At 56.8% G+C, this 20,777-nt stretch carries 16 protein-coding genes and 1 riboswitch; of the genes, 7 read left to right on the forward strand and 9 right to left on the reverse strand.

Annotated elements, in window-relative coordinates; genetic code table 11:
• Window positions 1-303 precede the first annotated feature (303 nt).
• Together murI and btuB are read right to left on the reverse strand one after the other, a co-directional pair.
• A complete protein-coding gene (murI, locus tag ACMWJS_RS19510; RefSeq protein WP_414747441.1) occupies window positions 304-1,155 on the reverse strand; it encodes a glutamate racemase in 852 nt (283 codons plus the stop codon).
• Window positions 1,100-2,947: a TonB-dependent vitamin B12 receptor BtuB gene (gene btuB / locus ACMWJS_RS19515; protein WP_334755877.1), complete on the reverse strand. Its 1,848-nt coding sequence runs from the start codon at window positions 2,945-2,947 to the stop codon at window positions 1,100-1,102. Before btuB ends, murI begins: the two co-directional genes overlap by 56 nt.
• 65 nt (window positions 2,948-3,012) lie before the next feature.
• A riboswitch (cobalamin riboswitch) is annotated at window positions 3,013-3,189 on the reverse strand.
• A gap of 104 nt (window positions 3,190-3,293) precedes the next feature.
• Between btuB and trmA the strand changes: the two genes are divergently transcribed.
• Window positions 3,294-4,394: a tRNA (uridine(54)-C5)-methyltransferase TrmA gene (gene trmA, locus ACMWJS_RS19520; protein WP_167215600.1), complete on the forward strand. Its 1,101-nt coding sequence runs from the start codon at window positions 3,294-3,296 to the stop codon at window positions 4,392-4,394.
• An 89-nt stretch (window positions 4,395-4,483) separates the two neighbouring features.
• Here trmA and ACMWJS_RS19525 read toward each other — a convergent pair whose 3' ends face one another.
• Both ACMWJS_RS19525 and fabR read right to left on the reverse strand, forming a co-directional pair.
• The gene (locus ACMWJS_RS19525) at window positions 4,484-4,843 is read right to left on the reverse strand and encodes a YijD family membrane protein (protein ID WP_008501783.1); all 360 of its coding nucleotides are present in this window, start codon (window positions 4,841-4,843) and stop codon (window positions 4,484-4,486) included.
• A 9-nt stretch (window positions 4,844-4,852) separates the two neighbouring features.
• Window positions 4,853-5,491 carry an HTH-type transcriptional repressor FabR gene (gene fabR / locus ACMWJS_RS19530; protein WP_008501784.1) on the reverse strand — a complete coding sequence of 213 codons (639 nt, stop codon included), beginning with the start codon at window positions 5,489-5,491 and terminating at the stop codon, window positions 4,853-4,855.
• Between the two features lie 196 nt (window positions 5,492-5,687).
• Here fabR and sthA point away from each other — a divergent pair, with 196 nt between their 5' ends.
• Window positions 5,688-7,088, forward strand: coding sequence for a Si-specific NAD(P)(+) transhydrogenase (gene sthA, locus ACMWJS_RS19535; protein WP_008501785.1), 1,401 nt, complete (start codon window positions 5,688-5,690; stop codon window positions 7,086-7,088).
• Here sthA and oxyR read toward each other — a convergent pair.
• The 4 genes from oxyR to argC all read right to left on the reverse strand — a co-directional run bounded on the left by oxyR (window position 7,062) and on the right by argC (window position 11,522).
• Window positions 7,062-7,988 carry a DNA-binding transcriptional regulator OxyR gene (oxyR, locus tag ACMWJS_RS19540; protein ID WP_044597477.1) on the reverse strand — a complete coding sequence of 309 codons (927 nt, stop codon included), beginning with the start codon at window positions 7,986-7,988 and terminating at the stop codon, window positions 7,062-7,064. The two genes, sthA and oxyR, sit on opposite strands and share 27 nt — an antisense overlap.
• Before the next feature lie 295 nt (window positions 7,989-8,283).
• Window positions 8,284-9,657 (reverse strand): argininosuccinate lyase, encoded by a 1,374-nt coding sequence (gene argH / locus ACMWJS_RS19545; RefSeq protein WP_414747442.1) that lies wholly within the window; start codon window positions 9,655-9,657, stop codon window positions 8,284-8,286.
• 77 nt (window positions 9,658-9,734) lie between these two features.
• Window positions 9,735-10,511 carry an acetylglutamate kinase gene (argB, locus tag ACMWJS_RS19550; RefSeq protein ID WP_086374972.1) on the reverse strand — a complete coding sequence of 259 codons (777 nt, stop codon included), beginning with the start codon at window positions 10,509-10,511 and terminating at the stop codon, window positions 9,735-9,737.
• A gap of 6 nt (window positions 10,512-10,517) precedes the next feature.
• The gene (gene argC, locus ACMWJS_RS19555) at window positions 10,518-11,522 is read right to left on the reverse strand and encodes an N-acetyl-gamma-glutamyl-phosphate reductase (RefSeq protein ID WP_024909174.1); all 1,005 of its coding nucleotides are present in this window, start codon (window positions 11,520-11,522) and stop codon (window positions 10,518-10,520) included.
• A gap of 88 nt (window positions 11,523-11,610) precedes the next feature.
• Here argC and argE point away from each other — a divergent pair, with 88 nt between their 5' ends.
• From argE to gldA, 5 genes are all read left to right on the forward strand, one after another.
• Window positions 11,611-12,762 carry an acetylornithine deacetylase gene (gene argE / locus ACMWJS_RS19560; protein ID WP_008501790.1) on the forward strand — a complete coding sequence of 384 codons (1,152 nt, stop codon included), beginning with the start codon at window positions 11,611-11,613 and terminating at the stop codon, window positions 12,760-12,762.
• Window positions 12,763-13,069: 307 nt separating this feature from the next.
• Window positions 13,070-15,721, forward strand: a complete 2,652-nt coding sequence (gene ppc / locus ACMWJS_RS19565; RefSeq protein ID WP_008501791.1) for a phosphoenolpyruvate carboxylase — start codon at window positions 13,070-13,072, stop codon at window positions 15,719-15,721.
• 94 nt (window positions 15,722-15,815) lie between these two features.
• Window positions 15,816-16,580, forward strand: a complete 765-nt coding sequence (locus ACMWJS_RS19570) for a helix-turn-helix transcriptional regulator (RefSeq protein ID WP_048028407.1) — start codon at window positions 15,816-15,818, stop codon at window positions 16,578-16,580.
• A gap of 128 nt (window positions 16,581-16,708) precedes the next feature.
• The gene (fsa, locus tag ACMWJS_RS19575; RefSeq protein WP_063622931.1) at window positions 16,709-17,371 is read left to right on the forward strand and encodes a fructose-6-phosphate aldolase; all 663 of its coding nucleotides are present in this window, start codon (window positions 16,709-16,711) and stop codon (window positions 17,369-17,371) included.
• A 12-nt stretch (window positions 17,372-17,383) separates the two neighbouring features.
• The gene (gene gldA, locus ACMWJS_RS19580) at window positions 17,384-18,487 is read left to right on the forward strand and encodes a bifunctional L-1,2-propanediol dehydrogenase/glycerol dehydrogenase (protein ID WP_045909123.1); all 1,104 of its coding nucleotides are present in this window, start codon (window positions 17,384-17,386) and stop codon (window positions 18,485-18,487) included.
• Between the two features lie 91 nt (window positions 18,488-18,578).
• On the opposite strand, the gene katG is transcribed toward gldA, so the two are convergent.
• On the reverse strand, window positions 18,579-20,759 hold the full coding sequence (gene katG, locus ACMWJS_RS19585) for a catalase/peroxidase HPI (protein WP_414747443.1): 2,181 nt from the start codon (window positions 20,757-20,759) through the stop codon (window positions 18,579-18,581).
• Window positions 20,760-20,777 lie beyond the last annotated feature (18 nt).

Consider the following 20,777-nt stretch of genomic DNA (forward strand, 5'->3'; position numbering starts at 1 on the left):
AAGACATTAAGAATCCATGTCACTTTGAGTGCCCACACAGATTGTCTGATAAATTGTTAAAGAGCAGTGCAACGCGGCTTTCGCTCACCGTTGCGAGGTCCCGTATATTACGTTTTCCTCATACAGAGTCAAGTGATTATTTTCGCTTTTCTCTGTTGGCGTTCATCTCTGAACCCCGCTAACCCGGCGGCCTGTAAGCCGTTGTTCCGTGTCAGTGGAGGCGCATTATAGGGAGTTCTCAGACGTTGACAACCCCTCTTTTAAAAAAAACTTTCAACCGTCTCTTTTTTGCTCAAAACCGTGCTATAGCGCCAGTTTTTCGAGCGTTTCAAAGCCATAACGGCGTAAAACGGGTAAAAGTTGTTCAGTTTCTTTTGTTAACGCCATACAAAACGCGATATTCGCATCGGTAGATTTCGCATCCGGGGCTTCATGCTCCAGCAACCATGCCGTACGACGGGCAATAGCCGCTCCGGAATCCACCAGGCGCGTCCCCTCCGGCAGTACCTCTAATAGCTCTTCCTGGAGTAGCGGGAAGTGGGTACAGCCCAGCACAACGGTATCCGGGGGTTCGGGCATCCTAAGCCACGGACGAAGAATACGACGCAGCTCGTCGAGTGATACCGACTTGCCATGCAGCTTCGCTTCCGCCATCTCCACCAGCTCAGCCGAACCGAGCATCGCAATCTGGCATTCATTAGCGAAACGGTCGATCAGCTCGCGGGTATAAGGACGCTTTACCGTGCCTCGCGTGGCCAGCAAGCCCACAATGCCGTTCGCTGTCAGACGCGCGGCAGGCTTTATTGCAGGGACGACGCCCACAACCGGGAACTGGAATTTTTCACGCAGGGCGGGAAGAGAAACAGTGCTCGCCGTGTTACACGCGATGACGGCCAGCGCAAGGGGATAGCGCTTTTGTACCGCAGTGACGATTTCCACCACGCGCTCGACAATAAAATCTTCGCTCTTTTCCCCGTACGGGAAAGCGACGTTATCGAAGGCGTAGATGTAATGGAGATCCGGCAGGAGATGCCGAATCTCATCATAGACCGAAAGCCCACCGACGCCGGAATCAAACACCAGCACGGTGGGACGCGGATTAGAAGGTGTAGCTGCCAGACAAAGTGTATTCCCGTCCTGCAGTTTGGTAGCCATAAACTGTCTCGTAATCTTTATCGAACAGGTTGGCTATTTTACCACGAACTGTAAGGTGTGAGGTGACAGGATACGAAACTGCGACATCCCACAGGCTTACACCGCCCATTTTTACTTTCTCAGACGGGTAAGTACCAAAGTCAGTGTCGTAACGCGTACCAAGATAGTGATAAGTCAGGCTCCAGTCGAAATCATAGATCTGCGTGTCGAGCTGATATTTCACCTGCTGCTTAGCACGGCGGTCCAGAAGTTCGTTGGTTGCAGCATTGCGGGCATCCACGTAGTCGTAGCCTACAGTATGCGTCAACGGCCCCGTGTCAAACGATGCTGTCGCTTCCACACCTTTAATGCGTGCTTTACCGACGTTGTAATATTGCTGGAGGTTATTATCGAAGTCGATGAGATTATCAACGTCATTACGGTAGCCGGATACGCGCCAGCTCACGCCTGCCGTCAGGCCTTCAAACGCACCTTCCCACTGTTTGCTCTCTTCTGGATCAAGATGGTCATTGCCATAGAAACCATAGAGTTGACCCAGATTCGGTGCTTTATAGGCCGTACCATAAGAAGCAACGAAACGGTAACCCTCCACGAACTCCCAGGCCGCACTGCTTTGCCAGGTGCCATGACGACCGAACTGAGAGTTGTCATCGCTGCGAACCGCTCCTTCCAGGGTGAAGTCACCAAACTGCTGCAGCCCGGTCAGGTAGACGCCGGTGTTACGCAGGTCGTAGCCGTTGGTCACGTAGTTTGTACCTGGCTCGGTGCTCTGCTTCTGCCAGTCAACGCCCGCGCCAATGTTCCCATGGCCAACATCAACGGAGTTGAGCCACTGGACATTGTACTGCTTGATTTCATCCAGCGTGGCTGTCGAATCGTAGCGGCCTAAATTCGGGTCGTAGTTATAGTCCTTGCTGTGGCTATAGCTGGTGAGCAGCTGTGAATGGAAGATGTCATCATTGAAGCGCAATCCTGCATCCCAGGTCTGACTATAAAGCTGGCGGGTATCGACCAGTACGTCAGGGGTAAATGAGCTGTAGTAACCGTCGTAGGCAGTACGGTTGCTGTAGCCAAAGCCGCGAACAAAACCGCTCCACTGCTCCGAGAATGCGTGATCCAGTGCGCCGTAGAGCGTTTTATTCATAAAGCCGTCGCGATCGGTCTGGGCAAGGCCACCATTGTTGCCGTCCGCAACCACATCAAACCCTTTGGTATAGGTGTAATCACCCGCAAGCGTGACGCGTGTGCTGTCGCCCAGTGTTTGCTGAGTACTGCCACCATAATTCTGGTAGCCATGCGAGCCTACGCCAGCATTCAGCGTGGTACCGTCCTTCGCGCGAGTGGTAATAATGTTTACGACGCCACCGATCGCGTCTGAGCCGTATACCGCCGAACGCGGTCCACGAACATATTCGATTCGCTGTACCAGGGAGATTGGGAACTGGCTGAGATCGGACGACCCCGTGACGCCCGCCTGGTTAAGGCGGATCCCATCAACAAGGATCAGGACGTGGCTGGAGTTGGTGCCACGGATAAAGAGAGAAGAGAGTTGCCCCATCCCGCCATTTTGCGCCGTATCCACGCCGGGCAGGCGACGCATAACATCCAGGAGCGAGGTTGACTGCCAACGGTCAATATCGGCACGCGTAACAACCGTGTTTGCAGCCAGAATAGTTTTTTCAGGTTGTTCAAAACGATTTGCCGTCACCACCAACGAGTCTGCGCTATCCTGCGCCCAGCCCGAAAATGCCGTGACGGACAACGCCGTCAACAGCGATACTTTTTTAATCATTGTTAAAGCATCCACAATATAAGAAGGATGCCGCAGGCCTCATCGATAGCACGCGATGATGAAACCAAATGCGACGTGATCCCGGCAGGTCTTCGGGCTAGGTGGCTATATAAGGATGAAGACTTCCCATTTTCACAGTGTCTACAACGCTCATCCCGCCAGTCTTTACCGCTGCGCGTCAGCTCCAGATTTACACTGGATTCCCTTTTCACTCTCAGGAGACCGGAAACAGAATGCTACAATTAGACACGTATGGATGTCCAGACAGCTATTGGCCATTAAATCTGGACATCCCCTGAACAATCCCTACAATCGCCGCGTAATTCTTTATCACTCAGGACGCATCATGACCCCAGAACACCTCCCGACAGAACAGTACGACGCGCAGCTGGCAGAGAAAGTTGTCCGCCTGCAAAGTATGATGACGCCTTTCAACGCGCCCGTTCCCGAGGTGTTCCGCTCTCCTGTCAGCCACTACCGCATGCGTGCCGAGTTCCGCATCTGGCACGACGGTGACGACCTGTACCACATCATTTTCGATCAGCAGACGAAGTCCCGTATCCGCGTGGACAGCTTCCCGGCGGCGAGTGAGCTTATCAACCAGCTGATGACGCTGATAATGGACGCCGTGCGTAACAATCCGGTACTGCGTAACAAGCTTTTCCAGATTGACTACCTGACCACGCAAAGCAATCAGGCGATTGTCTCCCTGCTGTACCACAAAGCCCTGAACGACGAGTGGCGCGAGCAGGCAGAAGCACTGCGCGATGCGCTGCGTGCGCAGAACATCAACGTTCACCTGATTGGCCGCGCGACAAAAACCAAAATCATGCTGGATCAGGACTACATCGACGAGCGTCTGCCGGTGGCGGGTAAAGAGATGGTGTATCGTCAGGTCGAGAACAGCTTCACCCAGCCGAACGCTGCAATGAACGTGCAGATGCTGGAGTGGGCACTGAAGGCGACGGAAGGATCAACGGGCGATCTGCTTGAACTCTACTGCGGTAACGGCAACTTCTCGCTGGCGCTGGCGCGTAACTTCGATCGCGTCCTGGCAACGGAAATCGCCAAACCGTCGGTTGCCGCCGCGCAGTACAACATTGCCGCCAACCATATCGACAACGTGCAGATCATTCGTATGGCCGCAGAAGAGTTCACGCAGGCGATGAACGGCGTTCGCCAGTTTAACCGTCTGGAAGGCATCGATCTGAAGAGCTACCAGTGTGAGACAATTTTTGTCGACCCGCCGCGCAGTGGCCTGGACAGCGAAACCGAGAAGATGGTGCAGGCGTACCCGCGTATTTTGTACATATCCTGTAATCCGGAGACGCTGTGCAAGAACCTGGAAACGTTAGGCCAGACGCACAAGGTTGAACGTCTGGCGCTGTTCGATCAGTTCCCGTATACGCACCATATGGAGTGCGGTGTACTGCTCACGGCGAAGTAATGTGGCCTCGTAGGGCAGGTAAGCGAAGCGCCACCTGCCAAAAAAGCCGGATGCCGCTTCGCTTATCCGGCCTACAATGACAAAAACCTTTACTCCGGTAACTGGCTTTTACGGCTACGCATGCGCGAGCCAATCCAGAACACCAGCGCCACAGACAGTACCGCAGGGAAGAAGTTAGAGCCGATATCCGGATACTCCGCGCGCACCACCGTGCTGTACAGCAATACGCCCAGAATAAAGCAGGCGGCGGCAAGCCCCGGTAACCCCACCGGCATGGTGCGGTTCAGGTAGCGTTGATGCAGGCAGTACACCGTCAGCACCAGCGCAATCAGCGGGAAAATCGAAAACGGCACGATGGAGCTAAAAATAGCGGCGAACGTACCATTAATGGATAAGCCAGCGATCAATGCCAGCAACAGCGTCCCTTTATCCTGACCTGACTGTTTCATTACTCACCTTCACTCTTCGGTTTGATGTGCCAGTTTCTCTTGTTCACGGCGATACCAGTAGTACGCGCCTTTGGAGATCATCCTGAGCTGCAATACCAGTCGCTCTTCAAGCTGCTTGCGTTGTTCAATGCTGACATCCAGCGCTTCGGCACCTGCGCTGAAAACAATCGTCACCATCGCCTCGGCCTGTGCTTCGGTAAACGCACGCGGCATATGGTTTTCGAGTTCAAGATAGTCGGCAAGTTCCGCGATGAAGTGCTGAATTTCGCGCGCGACGGCGGCACGAAACGCCGCCGACGTGCCCGAACGCTCGCGCAGAAGCAGACGAAACGCGTTGGGGTTATTGCCGATAAATTCCATAAAGGTCGACACGGAGGTACGGATCACGCTGCCCCCTTTGGCGATACGCTGACGCGCCTGGCGCATCAGCTGGCGCAGCATCAAACCGCTCTCGTCGACCATGGTCAGGCCCAGTTCATCCACATCACGGAAGTGACGATAGAAGGACGTTGGCGCAATCCCGGCCTCACGTGCGACTTCGCGCAGGCTCAAACTGGCAAAACTTCGCTCAGCACTCAGTTGACTGAATGCGGCTTCCACCAGCGAACGCCGGGTTTTCTCTTTTTGTTGTGCTCTTACGCCCATCACGATAGTTGAATCCTTCCAAAGGCCTGATGGCACTATACCAGAGAATAAAATTAATCTGTTTGCCTGGCTTTGTGAATGATTGTTTACGTGCGGTTTGTGCTCCACTGCCGGAAAAAAGCACAACGATAATTGGGTTACTCTGGCAATGATGTTATGATTCTGTTGCTTTTATGTATAAGAACAGGTAAGCCTTGCCATGCCACATTCCTACGATTACGACGCAATAGTTATTGGTTCCGGCCCCGGCGGCGAAGGCGCTGCTATGGGTCTGGTGAAACAGGGAGCCAGAGTAGCGGTCATTGAGCGCTACCATAATGTCGGCGGCGGTTGCACCCACTGGGGCACCATCCCTTCGAAAGCCCTCCGCCACGCCGTTAGCCGCATTATCGAATTTAACCAGAACCCTCTTTACAGCGACCACTCCCGACTTCTTCGTTCCTCCTTTGCCGACATCCTGAACCACGCGGATACCGTCATTAACCAGCAGACGCGCATGCGTCAGGGGTTTTATGAGCGTAACCACTGTGAAATTTTGCAGGGCAACGCGCATTTTGTGGATGAACACACTCTGGCACTCGAATGCCACGACGGGTCGGTTGAAACCATCACCGCTGAAAAATTTGTGATTGCCTGCGGTTCACGCCCATACCATCCGGCCGACGTGGACTTCTCGCACCCGCGCGTCTACGACAGCGACTCGATTCTGAGCCTGCACCATGAACCCCGCCACGTCATTATCTATGGCGCAGGGGTCATCGGTTGCGAATATGCGTCGATCTTCCGCGGAATGGACGTCAAAGTTGACCTGATCAACACTCGCGACCGCCTGCTGGCCTTCCTCGATCAGGAGATGTCGGACTCCCTCTCATACCACTTCTGGAACAGCGGCGTGGTCATTCGCCACAACGAAGAGTACGAGAAGATCGAAGGCTGCGACGACGGGGTGATCATGCACCTCAAGTCCGGCAAGAAGCTGAAAGCGGACTGCCTCCTGTACGCCAACGGCCGTACCGGCAACACCGATTCCCTGCAGCTGGAAAATATCGGGCTCGAAACCGACAGCCGCGGTCAGCTGAAGGTCAACAGCATGTATCAGACCGCCCTGCCGCACGTTTACGCGGTCGGCGACGTCATTGGCTATCCAAGCCTGGCCTCAGCCGCTTACGACCAGGGACGCATTGCGGCTCAGGCGCTGGTGAAAGGCGAAGCGACGGCGCATCTGATTGAAGATATCCCGACGGGCATCTACACCATCCCGGAAATCAGTTCCGTAGGTAAAACCGAGCAGCAGCTGACGTCAATGAAGGTACCTTACGAGGTGGGTCGTGCGCAGTTTAAACATCTGGCGCGGGCGCAAATCGTGGGGATGAGCGTGGGTACACTGAAAATTCTGTTCCATCGCGAGACGAAAGAGATCCTCGGGATTCACTGCTTTGGTGAACGCGCCGCGGAAATCATTCATATCGGCCAGGCCATCATGGAGCAGAAAGGTGGTGGTAACACCATTGAGTACTTCGTTAACACCACCTTTAACTACCCGACCATGGCGGAAGCCTATCGGGTCGCGGCACTAAACGGCCTGAACCGCCTGTTTTAACGCGCTGTCAAAATGGCCATCCATCGCACCACGGATGGCCTCTGCCAGCTGCTCATAGCGGCTGCGCAGCGGTGACCCAGGGCGATAGACCAGGCCAATCGTACGACGCGGCTCTGGTTTAATGCACGGCAAATAAACCACGCCATCACGTTTACGCTCGTGCGGTACCGCCAGCGCAGGCAGCAGCGTAATACCGCTTCCCGCCGCGACCATATTACGCAGCGTTTCCAGGCTGGTTGCGCGGAAATGGGTATCCTCATCCGCACCCGCTTCGAAGCAGAAGCCCATCGCCTGATCGCGCAGGCAGTGGCCATCTTCCAGCATCAGTAGCTTTTCACCCGCCAGATCGGCCATCGGCACGCGATCGCGGTTCGCCCACGGGTGATCTTCATAGATCGCCAGCATCATCGGCTCATCGAACAGCGGCACTTCAATAAAGGCTTCACTCTCTTTTACCAGTGCCAGAATGGCGCAGTCGAGCTTGCCGCTGTCCAGCTGTGCCAGCAACTGATGGGTTTGCGCTTCGTGCAGGTACATTTCGAGTTTCGGGAACGTCTGGTGCAGCATCGGAATGATGTGCGGTAACAGGTACGGGCCAACGGTTGGGATCAGGCCAATATGCAGCGGGCCGGACATGGCCTCCCCCTGCTGGCTTGCCATTTCCTTGAGCACTTTGACCTCGCGCAGCACGGTGCGCGCCTGATCCACCAGCAGAAGACCTGCCTGTGTGAACAGAACCTTACGACTGGTGCGCTCCAGCAGCATCACGCCCAGTTCGTCTTCCAGCTTGCGGATCTGGCCGCTCAGCGTGGGCTGGCTGACGTGGCAGGAATCTGCCGCGCGGCGAAAGTGACGATGCTCGGCTAACGCTACCAGGTATTCAAGATCACGAATATTCATTATTCATCCTCCGTCGCCACGATAGTTCATGGCGATAGATAGCATAGCAACGAACGATTATCCCTATCAAGCATTCTGTTGAATAATACACCACATAGACGAGGCGGCACGTGTTTGACCCTTGACGTCCCCGCACCGTCAGCGAGTTTCTCTCAAAACTCGAACAACTAAAGCCAACGTGAACTTTTGCGGACCCCGTGGTCCGCTTTTTTTTTGCGTAAAAAAGCCCAACTCAGGGTTGGGCTGCGGTTTTGTAGGTCGGGTAAGGCGAAGCCGCCACCCGACGTTTCAGGCATCAAATCAGTCGGTTTTTCGCATCCGCAATCGCCTGCGCCACCTGCTTAGGCGACACGCCGCCTTTCGCCGCACGCTTATCCAGGCAGGACTGCAGCGCCAGTATTGGATACACATCATCCCCGATAACCGCGCTGAATTTCTGCAGATCGGCCAGCGCCAGATCTTCCAGCGGTTTACCCTGACGAATGGCTTCCACCACCGCTTCACCGACAATATGGTGCGCTTCACGGAACGGTACGCCCTTCGCCACCAGGTAATCCGCCAGCTCGGTCGAGTTCGCATAGCCCTGCTGCGCCGCTTCCTGACAGCGCGGACGCTTCACCTGAATGCCATCCAGCACCAGCGCGCCCATATGCAGACAGTCCAGCCAGGTGTCGAGCGCGTCGAACAGCCCTTCTTTGTCTTCCTGCATATCTTTGTTGTACGCCAGCGGCAGCCCTTTCAGGGTCATCATCATGCTGGTCAGCGCGCCCTGCACGCGGCCACATTTCCCGCGGATCAGCTCCAGCGCGTCCGGGTTTTTCTTCTGCGGCATCAGGGATGAACCTGAGGTCACGCGGTCGGACAGCTCAACAAAGCCCGCTTCGCCAGAGTTAAAGAAGATCAGGTCTTCGGCAAAGCGCGACAGGTGCACCATACCGATAGACGCGTTAGAGAGCAGTTCCAGCACGTGGTCACGATCGGAGACGCTATCCAGGCTGTTACGGGTAGCGGAGGCAAAGCCCAGCCAGCCTGCCAGCTGTTCACGGTCGATTTCGTAAGCGGTACCCGCCAGCGCGCCGCTGCCCAGCGGGCTGACGTCCAGACGCTTCAGGGTATCCTGCAGACGGCTTTCGTCACGCGCCAGCATCTCTACATAGGCCAGACACCAGTGCGCAAAGGTCACCGGCTGCGCGCGCTGCAGGTGGGTATAACCCGGCATCACCGCGTCCTGATTATTCTGTGCGGTCTCCACCAGCGCGGTCTGCAGCTGACGGTTAGCCGCCAGCAGTTCGCCAACGGTATCCTTACACCACAGCTTCAGATCGGTGGCGACCTGGTCGTTACGGCTCCGGCCGGTGTGCAGCTTTTTACCCAGCTGGCCGACCTTGTCGATCAGTTTACCTTCCACCCAGCTGTGAATATCTTCAGCATCGCTCTGCAGAATTTGCTGCGGATCCAGACGCACTTCTTCCAGCAGATTGTTCAGCGCCTCTTCCAGTTGCAGCTGTTCCTCTGGGGTCAGCACGCCCACCGTCACCAGCGCTTTGGACCAGGCCACAGAGCCGACAATATCCTGTTCGGCCAGGCGGTAGTCGAAGCGCAAAGAGTCGTTGAACTGTTTGAACCGCTGATCCGCTGCCTGTGTAAAACGCCCACCCCAAAGTGCCATAACATGCTTCCTTAATATCTTTGAATTTCATTGCCCGGTGGCGCTGCGCTTACCGGGCCTACAAAACATTAAATCGATTACGCTAAAATACGCGTGCCAATCGGCGTGCCGTTAAACAGCGCCGGGAGCTGCTCCGCGTGACGCCAGGAGGCGATATCTACCGGGCGACCCAGCGTGCGTGCCGCATCCAGCGCGGCGTTCACTTTGACGATCATGCCGTCGGTGATGATGCCCTGCGCAATCAGCTGCTCGGCTTTCTCTGCCGTCATTTCTGCGATGCGCTGGCCTTTTCCGTCCAGAATGCCGCTCACGTCGGAGAGCAGGATCAGGTCCGCACCCAGCGTTGCCGCCAGTGCGGTTGCCGCCTGGTCAGCGTTAACGTTCATCAGCTCACCCTCTTCGGTCACGCCGATAGAGCTCACCACTGGCAGGAACCCGCCTTCCAGCAGCGTGTTAATCAGCTTAGGCGAACCCGGCTGCGCCAGTCCAACATGACCGAGCGCTTCGTCGAGCTGGGTCACTTTTACGCTGTCGCCATCGCCCAGATAGAGGCCAACGGAGGCAATGTGGTGTTTCTTCGCCCAGGACAGCAGGGTTTTGTTCGCCGTACCCGCCAGCGCACCGGTGATAATGTCAATTTGATCCGCAGGCGTCACGCGCAGGCCGTTTTTCTTGATCACCGGCAGGTTGAGCCCTTTCATCAGCTCATCCACCACGCAGCCGCCGCCGTGCACAATCACCAGTGGACGTTGGTGTGATTCGCGATAGTTCACCAGCGCGGTAAACAGACGCTCCAGCGCTTCTTCGCTGTCCAGCAGTACACCACCGAGTTTGATAATTAATGGGTTCATCATCACACCTTAAATAAGAGCCTGCGTTTCAGGGAAACCGAAACGAATATTTGCACACTGCATTGCCTGTGCGGCAGCGCCTTTCAGTAAGTTATCTTCTGCGGCCACCACGATGAGATGCTCACCCTGAACGGCAAAGCCGATATCGCAGAACGGCAGACCGACCACGTTTTTCAGCGCCGGCACGCCTTTGTCGTACAGACGTACCAGCGGTTTGTCCGCATACGCCTGCGTGAAGACCTCGCTCACCTGCTCTTTGGTCACGCCAGGCTTCAGGCGGCAGGTAATGGTTTCGAGGATCCCACGCGGGAAGCTGCCCAGGTGCGGGGTGAAAATGACGTCCGCGCCCAGATGCGTCGTGATTTCAGGGTGATGACGGTGATTAAACACGCCATACGGCTGAAGGCTCACTTCGCAGAAGCTGTTAGAGATCGCCGCCTTGCGTCCTGCACCGCTCACGCCGCTAGTGGCGTTGATCACCGGCCACTGGTTCAGATCCAGCAGACCCGCGTCGATCAGCGGCTTCAGGGAAAGCTGCGCCGCCGTCGGGTAGCAGCCCGGAACGGCAATCAGATCCGCTTCTTTCAGTTTATCTGCGCTCCACTCCGCCAGGCCGTACACCGCTTTTTCAAGCAGATCCGGATGCTGATGGGTGAAACCGTAATATTTTTCGTAGAACGCGCCGTCGTTAACGCGGAACGCGCCGGAGAGGTCGAAGACCACGCAGCCAGCCGCCAGGAACTGCGGCGCCAGGTCGTGGCTGACCTCGTGTGCGGTGGCTAAAAACACCACGTCGACGCCGTCAGTAAACTCGCTGATGTCAGACATGGGCTGCAGCGGCAGATCGACCAGGCCCTTAAGCTGCGGATGCAAATCGGAAATTAACTTTCCTGCATCATTGCTTTGCGCTGACACGGTCAAAGCGGTTATGGTCATATGTGGATGGCGATTCACGTAGCTTACAAGCTCTGCGCCCGCATAACCGCTAGCGCCTACAATCAGCGTATTCAACATCGGGTTCCTTTATGCTCAACGTTAATGTATTTTTATTCACATTTATTGCATGAATATTGATACTATCACGACCTAAGGTGTGTCAACAATGAAAATGAACTTACCGCCATTTATCGAGATCTACCGCGCCCTGATTGCCACACCGTCTATCAGCGCAACGGAAGAAGCGCTGGATCAGAGCAATGAGTCTTTAATCAATCTGCTGGCGGGTTGGTTTAGCGATCTTGGGTTTAACGTTGAGGTTCAGCCCGTCCCCGGCACTCGCCACAAATTTAACCTGCTCGCCAGTACCGGAACCGGTGCTGGCGGCCTGCTGCTGGCCGGTCATACCGACACCGTGCCGTTCGACGATGGCCGCTGGACGCGCGATCCGTTCACCCTGACCGAGCACGACAACAAGCTCTACGGCCTGGGCACCGCCGACATGAAAGGCTTCTTCGCCTTTATCCTCGACGCGCTGCGTGACGTGGACGTGACGAAGCTGAAAAAACCGCTCTACATTCTGGCGACCGCTGATGAAGAGACCAGCATGGCGGGCGCGCGCTACTTCTCTGAAAACACGTCGATTCGCCCGGATTGCGCGATCATCGGCGAACCGACGTCTCTGCAGCCGATTCGCGCGCATAAAGGCCATATCTCTACCGCCGTGCGCGTGCTCGGCCAGTCCGGCCACTCCAGCGATCCGGCGCGCGGCGTGAACGCCATTGAGCTGATGCATGACGCCATCGGCCGCATCATGACCCTGCGCGACGATCTGAAAGAGCGTTACCACTATGAGGCGTTCACCGTGCCGTATCCAACGCTCAATCTCGGCAGCCTGCACGGCGGTGATGCCTCGAACCGTATCTGCGCCTGCTGCGAGCTGCACATGGACATCCGACCGCTGCCGGGCATGACCCTGAGCGATCTGGATGGTTTACTGAACGAAGCGCTGGCCCCGGTGAGTGAGCGCTGGCCGGGCCGTCTGACGGTCTCGGAACTGCACCCGCCGATTCCGGGTTATGAATGCCCGCCGGACCATCAGCTGGTCGAAGTGGTGGAAAAGCTGCTCGGTGAAAAAACTGACGTAGTGAATTACTGCACCGAAGCGCCGTTTATTCAGACGCTGTGCCCGACGCTGGTTCTTGGCCCTGGCTCCATCAACCAGGCGCACCAGCCGGATGAATATCTGGAAACCCGCTTTATCAAACCCACCCGCGAACTGATTACCCAGGTTGTGCATCACTTCTGCTGGCATTAAAAACTGCCCCTCACCCTAACCCTCTCCCCACAGGGGAGAGGGAATTTGAACACCCTCTCCCCTTTGGGGAGAGGGCAGGATGAGGGGAGTAAATCCCGCGATCTTCGTCACATTTCCATAAGCATCTCTTATCTGACGCAATGCGAATTAAATTTCGTAAATTGCCCACATTTATTCGTTTGCTGAACCGTTTTCGCAGCAATTGACGACGGGGGTTTTACGTGGCTTTATAAAGGGAGATGACAAAATAATGTCCAAAAGATTTTCACATGGGCATAAACAAAAATGATGGGGTGACTGGGTTTTTATGAACGAACAATATTCCGCGTTGCGTAGTAATGTCAGTATGCTCGGCAAAGTGCTTGGAGATACCATCAAAGATGCGTTGGGGGAAAACATCCTCGACCGCGTTGAAACCATCCGCAAGCTGTCTAAATCTTCCCGTGCCGGTAACGAGGCCAGTCGTCAGGAGCTGCTCACCACCTTGCAGAACCTCTCTAACGATGAGCTGCTGCCCGTTGCGCGCGCCTTCAGCCAGTTCCTGAACCTGGCCAACACCGCTGAGCAATACCACAGCATTTCGCCAAACGGCGAAGCGGCCAGCAACCCGGAAGTCATTGCCCGCACCCTTCGTAAACTGAAAGACCAGCCCGACCTCAACGAAGCCACCATCAAAAAAGCGGTGGAGTCGCTTTCGCTGGAGCTGGTACTGACCGCTCACCCAACCGAGATTACCCGTCGCACCCTGATCCACAAAATGGTGGAAGTGAACAACTGCCTGAAGCAGCTGGATAACAAAGACATTGCCGACTATGAACGCAACCAGCTGATGCGCCGTCTGCGCCAGCTGATTGCCCAGTCCTGGCACACCGATGAAATTCGTAAGCATCGCCCAAGCCCGGTCGACGAAGCCAAATGGGGCTTTGCGGTGGTGGAAAACAGCCTGTGGGAAGGGGTACCAAACTACCTGCGCGAGCTGAACGAACAGCTGGAAGCGAACCTGGGCTACCGTCTGCCGGTCGATTTCGTGCCGGTTCGCTTCACCTCCTGGATGGGCGGCGACCGCGACGGCAACCCGAACGTTACCGCAGAAATCACCCGCCACGTCCTGCTGCTGAGCCGCTGGAAAGCGACCGACCTGTTCCTGAAAGACATTCAGGTGCTGATCTCCGAGCTGTCGATGGTTGAAGCGACGCCGGAACTGCGCGCGCTGGCCGGCGAAGAAGGCGCCAGCGAGCCGTACCGTTTCCTGATGAAAAAGCTGCGTGGTCAGCTGATGGCCACTCAGGCCTGGCTGGAAGCGCGCCTGAAAGGCCAGCGCCTGCCAAAACCAGAAGGCCTGCTCAGCCAGAACGAACAGCTCTGGGAGCCGCTTTACGCCTGTTATAAATCGCTGCAGGCCTGCGGGATGGGCATCATCGCCAACGGCGAACTGCTCGACACCCTGCGTCGCGTGAAGTGTTTTGGCGTGCCGCTGGTGCGTATCGACGTGCGTCAGGAAAGTACCCGTCATACCGAAGCGCTGGGCGAGCTGACCCGCTATCTCGGCATCGGTGACTATGAAAGCTGGTCCGAAGCTGACAAGCAGGCGTTCCTGATCCGCGAGCTGAACTCCAAGCGCCCTCTGCTGCCGCGCAACTGGGAGCCAAGCAACGATACCCGCGAAGTGCTCAACACCTGTAAAGCGATCGTGGACGCACCGAAAGGATCGGTCGCCGCCTATGTGATCTCCATGGCGAAAACCCCATCCGACGTGCTGGGCGTCCACCTCCTGCTGAAAGAAGCGGGAATCGACTACGCCCTGCCGGTCGCCCCGCTGTTTGAAACTCTCGACGACCTGAACAACGCCAACGACGTGATGAGCCAGCTGCTGAACATCGACTGGTATCGCGGCTTTATTCAGGGCAAACAGATGGTAATGATCGGCTATTCCGACTCCGCGAAAGATGCGGGCGTGATGGCGGCATCCTGGGCGCAGTATCAGGCGCAGGATGCACTCATCAAAACCTGCGAAAAAGCCGGTATCGAGCTGACCCTGTTCCACGGACGCGGTGGCTCAATTGGCCGTGGCGGCGCGCCAGCACACGCGGCACTGCTGTCACAGCCGCCGGGAAGCCTGAAAGGCGGCCTGCGCGTGACCGAGCAGGGTGAGATGATCCGCTTCAAGTACGGCCTGCCGGAAGTGACCATCAGCAGCCTGTCGCTTTATACCAGCGCGATCCTGGAAGCGAACCTGCTGCCACCGCCGGAGCCGAAAGCCTCCTGGTGCCACATCATGGACGAGCTGTCGGCTATCTCCTGCGATCTGTACCGCGGCTACGTGCGTGAAAACAAAGATTTCGTGCCTTACTTCCGTTCAGCCACGCCTGAACAGGAGCTGGGTAAACTGCCGCTGGGCTCACGTCCTGCAAAACGTCGACCGACCGGCGGCGTAGAGTCTCTGCGTGCAATCCCGTGGATCTTTGCCTGGACGCAGAACCGTCTGATGCTGCCCGCCTGGCTGGGTGCCGGTGCCGCACTGCAAAAAGTGGTGGAAGACGGCAAACAGAGCGAGCTGGAGACCATGTGTCGCGACTGGCCGTTCTTCTCTACCCGTCTGGGAATGCTGGAGATGGTCTTCTCGAAAGCTGACCTCTGGCTGGCGGAATACTACGATCAGCGCCTGGTGAAGCCAGAGCTGTGGGCGCTGGGTAAAGAGCTGCGCGAACTGCTGGAAGGCGACATCAAAGTGGTGCTGGATATCGCCAACGACTCACACCTGATGGCGGACCTGCCGTGGATTGCCGAGTCTATCCAGCTGCGTAACATCTACACCGACCCGCTGAACGTCCTGCAGGCAGAGCTGCTGCACCGTTCGCGTCTGGCGGAAGAAGAAGGGAAAGAGCCGGATCCACGCGTTGAACAGGCGCTGATGGTGACGATTGCGGGCGTTGCGGCGGGTATGCGTAACACCGGCTAATGCTTTACGCCCGGCGGCGCTGCGCTTGCACGGGCCTACGATAAGTAGGCCGGGTAAGCGTTAGCGCCACCCGGCAAATTTCGGTAGTCTCCTTATGCATTCCGATATCACCCAGATTTTGACTAACCTGGTGAACCGCACGTTACCGCTGGGTCAGATTCGTTTCTCAGCGCTGGCTGAACAGCATCCCCGAACCTCTCCCTGCCTCGGCATTACCCTTGGCACTCCCTGCGAGGCGTTTTTTTCTTTTTTTGGACAAATCACGCATCCTGCGCCTCACGTCCTGAGCATACATTTCGGTAAGCAGCAGCTTACAATCGAGTTACAGCGTGACAATGTGCTCTTACAACAACTCCAGGTTGCCCGACGTGGCCCGCGAACGGGGGCTTTTCTTCTGCAAACGCTCACCGAATTACAGATGCAGCCTGAGGAACAAGACACAGCAAAGCTGGTAGTTTTAAGCCTGCTCAGCCACTGCCGGGATCTGCTTGGCAGCGAAATTCACACCGACAGCCGCAGCAGGGCGCTGTTCGAAGCCGTTCGGAGCTATATCGAAGAAAATTATGCCTCTTTGTTAACTCGCGAATCCGTGGCACAGGCGTTCTACATCTCACCAAACTACCTTTCCCATCTATTCCAGAAAGTCGGCAGCGTCGGATTCAATGAATATTTAACAAAAACGCGCCTGGAACATGCGCGTCAGCTGCTGAAAGGCTACGACCTCAAAATTAAAGATATCGCCACACGCTGCGGATTTACGGACAGCAACTACTTTTGCCGTCTCTTTCGCAAGCACACCGAACGTTCCCCTTCCGAATATCGACGCCAGTACCACAGCCAGCTGATCGCCAAAAAGTAGCATTGTGATCGCTCTCTCACTTCGCTAAGGACATTACATTTGTCCAGTATTTGGCAAAATTGACCTGTATTCGCCGCGCCTGGGTGCGCCGTATCCTTTATTCAACCTTTCTGACTTAAGGAAAAATAATGGAACTGTACCTGGATACCGCCAACGTGGCGGAAGTAGAACGCCTGGCGCGCATCTTTCCCATCGCGGGCGTCACCACCAACCCGAGCATCATTGCCGCCAGCCGTGAATCCATCTGGGACGTGCTGCCGCGCCTGCAACAAGCCATCGGGCCGGAAGGCACGCTGTTTGCTCAAACCATGAGCCGCGATGCCGAAGGCATGGTGGCAGAAGCCAAACGTCTGAGTAACGCCATTCCGGGCATTGTGGTGAAAATCCCGGTGACGGCTCAGGGGCTTATCGCAATTAAAGCGTTGAAAAAAGAGGGGATAACCACACTGGGCACCGCCGTTTACAGCGCGGCGCAGGGCCTGCTCGCCGCACTCGCAGGGGCGAAATATGTCGCGCCGTATGTAAACCGCGTCGACGCGCAGGGCGGTGACGGCATTCGCATGGTTCAGGAACTGCAGTCCCTGCTGGAACTGCACGCGCCGGAAAGCAAGGTGCTGGCCGCCAGCTTCAAAACGCCGCGTCAGGCGCTGGACTGCCTGTTGGCAGGATGTGAAGCAATCACGCTTCCCTTAGACGTAGCGCAACACATGCTCGGCACACCGGCGGTAGAGTCAGCCATAGAGAAGTTCGAGCAGGACTGGAAAAACGCGTTTGGTAACCTCAACCTCTAAGGGAGAACTGTTATGGACCGTATCATTCAATCGCCGGGGAAATATATCCAGGGCGCTGACGTACTGACCCGTCTCGGCGACTATCTGAAACCGCTGGCCAACCGCTGGCTGGTCGTCGGCGATAAATTTGTGCTGGGTTTTGCCGAAGAAACCCTACGACAAAGTTTTAAAAAAGCTGAACTGCATGCCGAAATCGCGCCGTTTGGCGGCGAGTGTTCACAAAATGAAATCGATCGGCTGAAAAGACTGGCCGATAGCGCCGACTGCCTGGCGGTGCTGGGTATTGGGGGCGGGAAAACGCTGGATACCGCCAAAGCGCTGGCCCACTTTATGAACGTGCCGGTCGCCATTGCGCCGACTATTGCCTCCACCGACGCGCCGTGCAGCGCCCTTTCCGTTATTTACACCGACAGCGGCGAGTTCGATCGCTACCTGATGCTGCCACACAACCCGAACATGGTCATTGTGGATACGAAAGTGGTAGCAGGTGCGCCTGCACGTCTGCTGGCCGCCGGGATTGGCGACGCGCTGGCGACCTGGTTTGAAGCACGCGCCTGCTCGCGCAGCGGTGCGACCACCATGGCCGGGGGTAAATGCACCCAGGCGGCACTGGCGCTCGCGGAGCTGTGCTACAACACGCTGGTTGAAGAGGGTGAAAAAGCGATGCTGGCGGCGGAACAGCATGTGGTGACGCCTGCGCTGGAACGCATTATCGAAGCCAACACCTATCTCAGCGGCGTCGGCTTTGAAAGCGGCGGGCTGGCGGCGGCACACGCTATTCATAACGGTATGACGGCGGTACCGGACGCGCATCACTTCTATCATGGGGAGAAAGTGGCGTTTGGTACCCTGACGCAGCTGGTGCTGGAAAATGCGCCGGTAGAAGAAATTGAAACCGTCGCGGCGCTTTGCCACAGCGTTGGGCTGCCAATCACGCTGGCACAGCTGAACATCAAAGAGGATATTCCGGCCAAAATGCGTCTGATCGCCGAAGCGTCCTGTGCGGAAGGAGAAACCATCCACAACATGCCCGGCGGCGTCACGCCGGATCAGGTCTATGCGGCACTGCTGGTGGCAGACCAGTATGGACAGCGATTCCTGCAGGAGTGGGAGTAATAAAAAAGCCGGGTGGCGCTGCGCTTACCCGGCCTACATGGCATTTTAATTTGCAGGCCGGGTAAGGCGTAGCCGCCACCCGGCACAAGGGTTACTTCACGTCAAACCGATCCAAATCCATTACCTTCGCCCATGCGGCAACGAAGTCGCGAACGAACTTCTCATGCGCATCATCGCTGGCATAAACCTCTGCCAGCGCGCGCAGGACGGCGTTAGAACCGAAGACCAGATCGGCGCGGGTGGCGGTATATTTCACTTCACCGCTGGCGCGATCGCTTCCGGCAAACAGCTCATTGGATTCGTCGGTCGCCTTCCACTGGGTGTTCATATCCAGCAGATTCACGAAGAAATCAGTGCTCAGCACGCCCTCACGGTTGGTGAACACGCCGTTCTTGCTGCCATCAAAGTTGGCACCCAGCACGCGCAGGCCACCAATCAGCACCGTCAGCTCCGGCGCGGTCAGCGTCAGCTGCTGGGCTTTATCAACCAGCAGCGACTCCGTAGTGGACACATCCACCTGCGCACGGTAGTTGCGGAAACCATCGGCAATCGGTTCGAGCAGGTTAAACATCTCGATATCCGTCTGATCCTGACGCGCATCCACGCGGCCCGGCGTGAACGGCACGGTGACGTACACGCCCGCCGCTTTTGCGGCCTGCTCAACGCCTACCACGCCCGCCAGCACGATGATATCGGCCAGAGAGGCTTTGTTGGTGGTGCGCTGGATAGCTTCGAGCGCCGGTAACGCGCGAACCGCCGCGGCGTTCACATCCCAGTCACGCTGAGGCGCCAGCGCCAGACGCGCACCGTTGGCGCCGCCACGTTTGTCGCCGCCGCGGAAGGTCGATGCCGACGCCCAGGCCACAGAAACCAGCTCGCTGACGGACAGACCGGACGCCGCAATTTCCGCCTTCAGGCTTTCAATGTCTTCTTTCGACGGGTTGAACACCGCCTGCGGCAGCGGGTCCTGCCAAATCAGATCTTCTTTCGGCACTTCCGGGCCAAGGTAACGCGATTTTGGCCCCATATCACGGTGGGTCAGTTTGAACCACGCGCGCGCGAAGGCTTCGTTGAAGGCCTGCGGATCGTTCAGGAAACGGCGGGAAATCTTTTCGAATTCCGGGTCAAAACGCAGCGTCAGGTCGGTGACCAGCATGGTCGGCTTGCGTTTTTTCGACGGGTCGAACGGATCGGGCATGATTTCCGGCGCATCAACGGCTTCAAACTGAATCGCCCCTGCCGGGCTGCGGGTCTGCACCCATTCGTATTTGAACAGGTTCTCGAAGAAGTAGTTGCTCCACTGCGTCGGGGTTTGTGACCAGATGACTTCCAGACCGGAGGTAATGGCATCAGCGCCCACGCCCGTGCCGAGCGTGCTGGCCCAGCCCAGGCCCTGCGCTTCAATTGGTGAGGCTTCCGGGTCGGTACCCACGTGGGTGGCTTCACCCGCGCCGTGAGTCTTGCCGAGGGTGTGACCACCTGCAATCAGCGCCACGGTCTCTTCATCGTTCATGCCCATGTTGCCGAAGGTCGCGCGAATCGCTGCCGCCGCTGACAGCGGTTCACCGCTGGCGTTTGGCCCTTCCGGGTTCACGTAGATCAGGCCCATTTCGGTGGCGGCCAGAGGACGCTTCGCCAGCGCTTCCGGATCGCGGTGGGTCAGCCAGGCTTTTTCATCACCCCAGTTCACGTCCAGATCCGGTTCCCAGACGTCTTCACGCCCGGCACCGAAACCAAAGGTGCGGAAGCCCGAATTCTCCAGCGCCACGTTACCCGCGAGGATAAACAGGTCAGCCCAGGAAATTTTTTGTCCGTATTTTTTCTTGATGGGCCACAGCAGACGGCGCGCTTTATCCAGGCTCACGTTATCCGGCCAGGAGTTCAGCGGCGCAAAGCGCTGTTGACCGCGTCCTGCCCCGCCGCGCCCGTCAACGGAGCGATAGGTACCCGCGCCGTGCCACGCCATGCGGATAAACAGGCCCGCGTAGCTGCCCCAGTCGGCTGGCCACCACGGCTGAGAGTCGGTTAAGAGCGCTTTAAGGTCGCCTTTAAGGGCAGAGTAATCAAGTTTGCTGAATTCTTTGCGGTAGTCGAAGTCTTCACCCAGCGGGTTCGAACGATTGGAATGTTGGTTAAGAAGATCGATGCGGAGTTGTTTTGGCCACCAGTCGCGGCTGCCTGTACCTGCGCCCGCGCTGTGATCGACGCCGCCCTGATGGAACGGGCATTTGCCGACTGGTGCCGCTTTATTGGTCTCGTCTGACGTGCTCATCGCTATGCTCCCTTTTAC

Origin of the sequence: Enterobacter sp. HK-058-C-ECC, assembly GCF_047531125.1 — a bacterium.
In the GTDB taxonomy this organism is placed as follows: domain Bacteria; phylum Pseudomonadota; class Gammaproteobacteria; order Enterobacterales; family Enterobacteriaceae; genus Enterobacter; species Enterobacter quasiroggenkampii.

Bases quoted from the DNA above. Each gene is read 5' to 3' on its own strand.
- ACMWJS_RS19570 (WP_048028407.1), top strand. From the start codon at position 15,816: ATGCATTCCGATATCACCCAGATTTTGACTAACCTGGTGAACCGCACG.
- ACMWJS_RS19525 (WP_008501783.1), bottom strand. From the start codon at position 4,843: ATGAAACAGTCAGGTCAGGATAAAGGGACGCTGTTGCTGGCATTGATC.
- oxyR (WP_044597477.1), bottom strand. From the start codon at position 7,988: ATGAATATTCGTGATCTTGAATACCTGGTAGCGTTAGCCGAGCATCGT.
- argE (WP_008501790.1), top strand. From the start codon at position 11,611: ATGAAAATGAACTTACCGCCATTTATCGAGATCTACCGCGCCCTGATT.
- gldA (WP_045909123.1), top strand. From the start codon at position 17,384: ATGGACCGTATCATTCAATCGCCGGGGAAATATATCCAGGGCGCTGAC.
- sthA (WP_008501785.1), top strand. From the start codon at position 5,688: ATGCCACATTCCTACGATTACGACGCAATAGTTATTGGTTCCGGCCCC.
- katG (WP_414747443.1), bottom strand. From the start codon at position 20,759: ATGAGCACGTCAGACGAGACCAATAAAGCGGCACCAGTCGGCAAATGC.
- argC (WP_024909174.1), bottom strand. From the start codon at position 11,522: ATGTTGAATACGCTGATTGTAGGCGCTAGCGGTTATGCGGGCGCAGAG.
- argB (WP_086374972.1), bottom strand. From the start codon at position 10,511: ATGATGAACCCATTAATTATCAAACTCGGTGGTGTACTGCTGGACAGC.
- murI (WP_414747441.1), bottom strand. From the start codon at position 1,155: ATGGCTACCAAACTGCAGGACGGGAATACACTTTGTCTGGCAGCTACA.
- fsa (WP_063622931.1), top strand. From the start codon at position 16,709: ATGGAACTGTACCTGGATACCGCCAACGTGGCGGAAGTAGAACGCCTG.
- btuB (WP_334755877.1), bottom strand. From the start codon at position 2,947: ATGATTAAAAAAGTATCGCTGTTGACGGCGTTGTCCGTCACGGCATTT.
- trmA (WP_167215600.1), top strand. From the start codon at position 3,294: ATGACCCCAGAACACCTCCCGACAGAACAGTACGACGCGCAGCTGGCA.
- ppc (WP_008501791.1), top strand. From the start codon at position 13,070: ATGAACGAACAATATTCCGCGTTGCGTAGTAATGTCAGTATGCTCGGC.
- argH (WP_414747442.1), bottom strand. From the start codon at position 9,657: ATGGCACTTTGGGGTGGGCGTTTTACACAGGCAGCGGATCAGCGGTTC.